The 4,483-nt window shown below is 62.9% G+C and carries 5 protein-coding genes; 3 read left to right on the plus strand and 2 right to left on the minus strand.

The features are described from left to right. Positions 1–645, plus strand: a 645-nt coding sequence (locus AC1DT3_RS12905) for an N-formylglutamate amidohydrolase (protein WP_477465652.1), incomplete at its 5' end; no start/stop codon positions are given. Positions 646–1,040: 395 nt separating this feature from the next. Continuing rightward, positions 1,041–1,823, plus strand: coding sequence for a histidinol-phosphatase (gene hisN / locus AC1DT3_RS12910; RefSeq protein ID WP_477465653.1), 783 nt, complete (start codon positions 1,041–1,043; stop codon positions 1,821–1,823). Here the strand turns inward: hisN and AC1DT3_RS12915 are convergent. Beyond that, the gene (locus AC1DT3_RS12915) at positions 1,743–2,798 is read right to left on the minus strand and encodes an alpha/beta fold hydrolase (protein ID WP_477465654.1); all 1,056 of its coding nucleotides are present in this window, start codon (positions 2,796–2,798) and stop codon (positions 1,743–1,745) included. The two genes, hisN and AC1DT3_RS12915, sit on opposite strands and share 81 nt — an antisense overlap. A 184-nt stretch (positions 2,799–2,982) precedes the next feature. On the opposite strand from AC1DT3_RS12915, the gene AC1DT3_RS12920 reads away from it, so the two are divergent. Continuing rightward, positions 2,983–3,444, plus strand: coding sequence for an Hsp20 family protein (locus AC1DT3_RS12920; protein WP_477465656.1), 462 nt, complete (start codon positions 2,983–2,985; stop codon positions 3,442–3,444). 160 nt (positions 3,445–3,604) lie between these two features. Here AC1DT3_RS12920 and AC1DT3_RS12925 read toward each other — a convergent pair. Continuing rightward, on the minus strand, positions 3,605–4,483 hold an 879-nt coding region (locus tag AC1DT3_RS12925), incomplete at its 5' end, for a threonine aldolase family protein (RefSeq protein WP_477465655.1).

The raw sequence follows: 4,483 nt of genomic DNA on the forward strand, positions 1-4,483 counted from the left end.
TTCCTAGACTTGAACCGGGAACCGTACGAGCTCGATTCGCGCATGTTCGAGGGCCGCGTGCCCTCTTTCGCCAATACACGCTCGATGCGGGTTGCGGGTGGGCTCGGCACCATCCCTCGAGTCGTTGCTGACGGCCAGGAGATCTATCGCGGGCGATTTCCGGTCGATGAGGCGCTGCGGCGCATCGACTGGCTCTACAAGCCCTACCACCGGGCCCTGCGCAGCCTGATCCAGCGGACGGCACGAACCTTCGGCCACGCCATTCTGATCGACGGGCACTCGATGCCGTCGAGCTGCGGTGGTCGCGACGAGCCGAAAGCCGACATCATCCTTGGCGACCGGTATGGCACCAGCTGCGCCAGCGGCCTTACGGATGTGGTCGAAGCGGTGTTTCGGGGCTACGGCTATACGGTCGTCCGCAACAAGCCCTATGCCGGTGGGTTCATCACCGAACATTACGGCGAGCCGAGCCTCGACCGCCACGCGCTCCAGATCGAAATCAACCGTTCACTCTACATGGATGAGCGAACCCTCGAACGACGCCCGGACTTCAACGTGCTGGCCGAGGACATCGCGGACGCTTTCGCGGAAATTACCCGCGCCATCGACGAACGCTGGACCCCGAAGCGGATGGCCGCCGAATAATCCGCCGCCAATATTCGCGCAGACGCCGTACCTTCGAAGCCTGCGGCCTAGAAATGACTTCGGCCTAGAAACGACTTCGAGCAAGAAAAAAGGCCACCGTTGCCGGTGGCCCGAAGTTTAGGGAGGAAACGCCCAAGAAGGGCTACGACAGAGCGACGCCAATCGCCATGTCGCAATGCACAATGTACACCGCACCGCACCATTTGCAAGAAATTTGATACTGAGTTCCCATGTGCCGGTTGCATAACAGCCTTAACCTCGGCGGATAGGACATCGCTCCTGGCACGGCACGGGATGGCTCGATATCATAGGGGGAAGCCGGCACTTGCGGCTGCCCCGGCGCTTGATACAAGCACGGACGGGATCCCTCGATCCGACAAGGTTGGAACAGGCGCATGGGGCTGATTGATTTTTCGCATTTCGTGGACGAGCTCGCCGTGTCGTCCGGCCAGGCGATCCTCCCGTTCTTCCGGACCGCGATCGCGACGGAGGATAAATCCCGCGGCGGCGTCTTCGATCCTGTCACCGAAGCGGATCGGGCCAGCGAAGCGACCATGCGGCAGTTGATCCGCCGCTCTTTTCCCACTCATGGCATCGTCGGCGAAGAATTCGGCACCGAGAATGCCGATGCTGAATATGTCTGGGTGCTCGATCCCATCGACGGGACCCGCGCGTTCATCGCTGGACTACCGACCTGGGGCACGCTGATCGGCCTGACACGTAACGGAACGCCGGCCTTCGGAATGATGCACCAGCCGTTCACCGGCGAGCGCTTCTTCGGCGATTGCGGCAGTGCGACTTACCGCGGTCCCGGCGGCGAGCGAAAACTGAGAACGCGACGCTGCCCCTCGCTCGACGAAGCCGTTCTCTCGACGACGAGCCCGAAGCTCTTCGCAGGCGAAGAATTGCGGGCCTATGACCGGGTCGAGAGCATTGCCAAGCTCACCCGCTACGGCTGCGACTGCTATGCCTATTGCATGCTCGCGGCCGGGCATATCGACCTTGTCGTCGAATCCGGCCTGAAGCCCTACGACATCGTCGCTCTGATTCCGATCATCGAAGGCGCGGGCGGGATCGTGACGTCGTGGGACGGCGGTTCAGCGGCGAATGGTGGCCGAATTGTTGCCGCGGGAGACCGGCGCGTCCATGCCGCCGCCGTCGAACTGTTGAGCCGCTGAGACCTTTACGGGCTCCGGCCGCGCATCGAAGAGGTCGGCCGAGCCTGGGATGAAAGCGTCGAAGGCAGCCCAGAACTGATCGCGGATGGCGTCCTTCTCCATCATGACCTCGTGACGGGCGCCCGGAATGACTATCGCGTGGCCCGCCTTGAGACGCGAAGCAAAGCGCTCGGTCGCCGGGGTGGCGCAGACCGGGTCGTCTCCCGCCGCCAGAATCAGGGTGGGCAATCTGATTTGAAGAGCGTAGCGCGGCTCCGCGAAGCGCCGCATGAAACGGAAAGCGGAATCGATCCAGGCGATCGTCGGCGCGCCGATCGCGCCGTCACCGACGGCCACCGCCGCTTCGGCGTTGCGGGCATAACGCACCGGATCCGTGGTCAGGCGATTGCCTTTGAACGGCAGCGTCGAAATCGAGGTCGCGCCTCCGCCTGGAACGAACGCTTTGCCGAACCCAAGCATTCGCAGGACCCGGGCCAAGACCATCGTCGCCCCGACATATTTCAGGAGCGAAAGCGAGATCATCGGCGTCGTCGTGACGAGCCGCTTGAAGGGCAGCCAGCTCTCCTGGGCGGCGTTGAGGGCGATGGCGCCACCCATCGAATGGGCCAGGGCAAAATGCGGCTCCGGCATCGTCGGCAGAAGGACCTGGTCCCTGATGGCTTCCAGGTCCAACCGATAATCCTCGAAGCGCCGCACATAGCCCTTCCGCTTGTTTCGGACCTGGCGACCTGAATGACCCTGCCCGCGCCAATCGAACGCCACGACCGCAAAGCCGCGCGATAGCAACTCGCCCACGACCTCGAAATATTTCTCGATGAACTCGGCCCGCCCCTGGATGATGCAGACCGTGCCCTTCGGTTCCCGGACCGCCGGCAACCAGGAGACAGCGCGCAGGGTCATGCCGTCCTGCGCTTGAACGCTATGGAGAACGGGCTCGCGCGGAACTGGATTGTCAGGCGTGGGAAAAATCTGCACGGCAGGGATGTCGTCCTAAGAGGGCCCGTACTTATAAAGGATCGCAATGACGAAGGCAGCAGGTCTTGAAAGCCGAAAAGACGCATCCCACGTGAATTCCGTGCCGGCCCGTTGGGCGGCGCAATCCCTGATCCGGCCTCAGATGGCGGATCGTCAACTGCATGTCGCTCAAGGAGGATATGCCATGCGTCAGTTTGATCTCTCTCCCCTTTACCGCAACACCGTCGGTTTCGACCGTCTGTTCTCGATGATCGACCAGCTCGGCGGCGTCGAGGCGGCTGCCCCGACCTACCCGCCCTACAACATCGAGCGGACTGGCGAGAACGCCTACCGTATCACGATCGCCGTCGCCGGCTTCACGGACCGGGATCTGGCCATCGAAGTGAAGGAAAACGGCCTCTCCGTCCGCGGTGAGAAAAAGCCCTCGGACGACCGCAAGGCGGACGTCCTCCATCAGGGCATCGCCTCCCGCGCGTTCGAGCGACGCTTCCAGCTCGCCGATGGCGTAACCGTCACCGGTGCGGCTCTCGAGAACGGTCTGCTCCACATCGATCTCGTCCGCGAGATCCCCGAGGCCAAGAAGCCGAAACTCATCCCGATTTCGAGCGCAGGCCCGCAGACCATAGAGGCGAAAAAGGCCGCGTAACCACACGGCTACGTCAAAAAAGAAAGCGCCCCGGGAAACCGGAGCGCTTTTTTCTTGGTCTTATTGAAGTCCTGGTCCCGTCGGGGCTGGGAGGGATACCCCGCCGTCAAAGGTCTCTGCCACCTCATTCGCGGCAGAATGCGGCGCGTTTAGGGCAGTTCTACTCCGCCGCCTGCTTCGAGGAGGCGGAACGGGCGATTTCCAACAACCGGTCGATTTGAGCATCGTCCGTCGCAAAGGAAACGACCAAGCGTATCAGCGCCTCGTCGGCGCCGACGGCCTCGCCGACGGGTAAGCTCGCCTCCGTCCACGGATGATACTGCACACCTGCCTCTCGCAAGGCCCGATCGAGCGATCGCGGCAAGATCGGAAACACCTCGTTGGCCTCCACCGGCCAAGCGAGGCGAACGCCCGGCAGGTGCGCGAGGCCGTCGGCCAGCCGCTGGGCGAAGCCGTTGGCGCGCTCTGCGTTCGCAATCCAGTGATCGTTGGCGAGATAGCCTTCGAGCTGGGCCGCAATCAGGCGCCCCTTGGAAATGATCTGGCCGGCCCGCTTGCAGCGATAATCCAGCCCGTCCACCAGCTTCGGATTGAAGACCACGATGGCCTCGGCCATCAGGCAGCCGTTTTTCGTCGCGCCGAAAGAGAGAATATCGACACCCTGCTTCCAGGTCATTTCCGCCGGCGTGCAACCGAGCGTGACCATGGCATTGGTGAAGCGGGCCCCGTCCATGTGCAGCGCCATACTGTGCGCGCGACAGACTTCGCCAAAGGCGGCGATCTCGTCGCGCGTGTAGATCGTGCCGCACTCGGTCGCCTGCGAGATCGAAAGTGCCTTTGGGGGCATCTGCTTCACGGCCTTGGGCAGGCTCTTGAGATAGGCCTCGACATCGGCGGGATCTAGCTTTGCCGCGACACCCGGCAGCCCGGCGAGCTTCGCGCCGTGCATGAAAAATTCCGGTGCGCCGCATTCATCGTCGATGACGTGCGATTCCTTGTGGCAGACGCACAATCCCCAGGGCGGCACGGCGCTCGCCAG

This window comes from Microvirga sp. P4_G7 (assembly GCF_056401005.1).

Excerpts from the sequence above, each read along its gene's own strand:
- hisN (WP_477465653.1), top strand. The coding sequence starts at position 1,041 with ATGGGGCTGATTGATTTTTCGCATTTCGTGGACGAGCTCGCCGTGTCG.
- AC1DT3_RS12920 (WP_477465656.1), top strand. The coding sequence starts at position 2,983 with ATGCGTCAGTTTGATCTCTCTCCCCTTTACCGCAACACCGTCGGTTTC.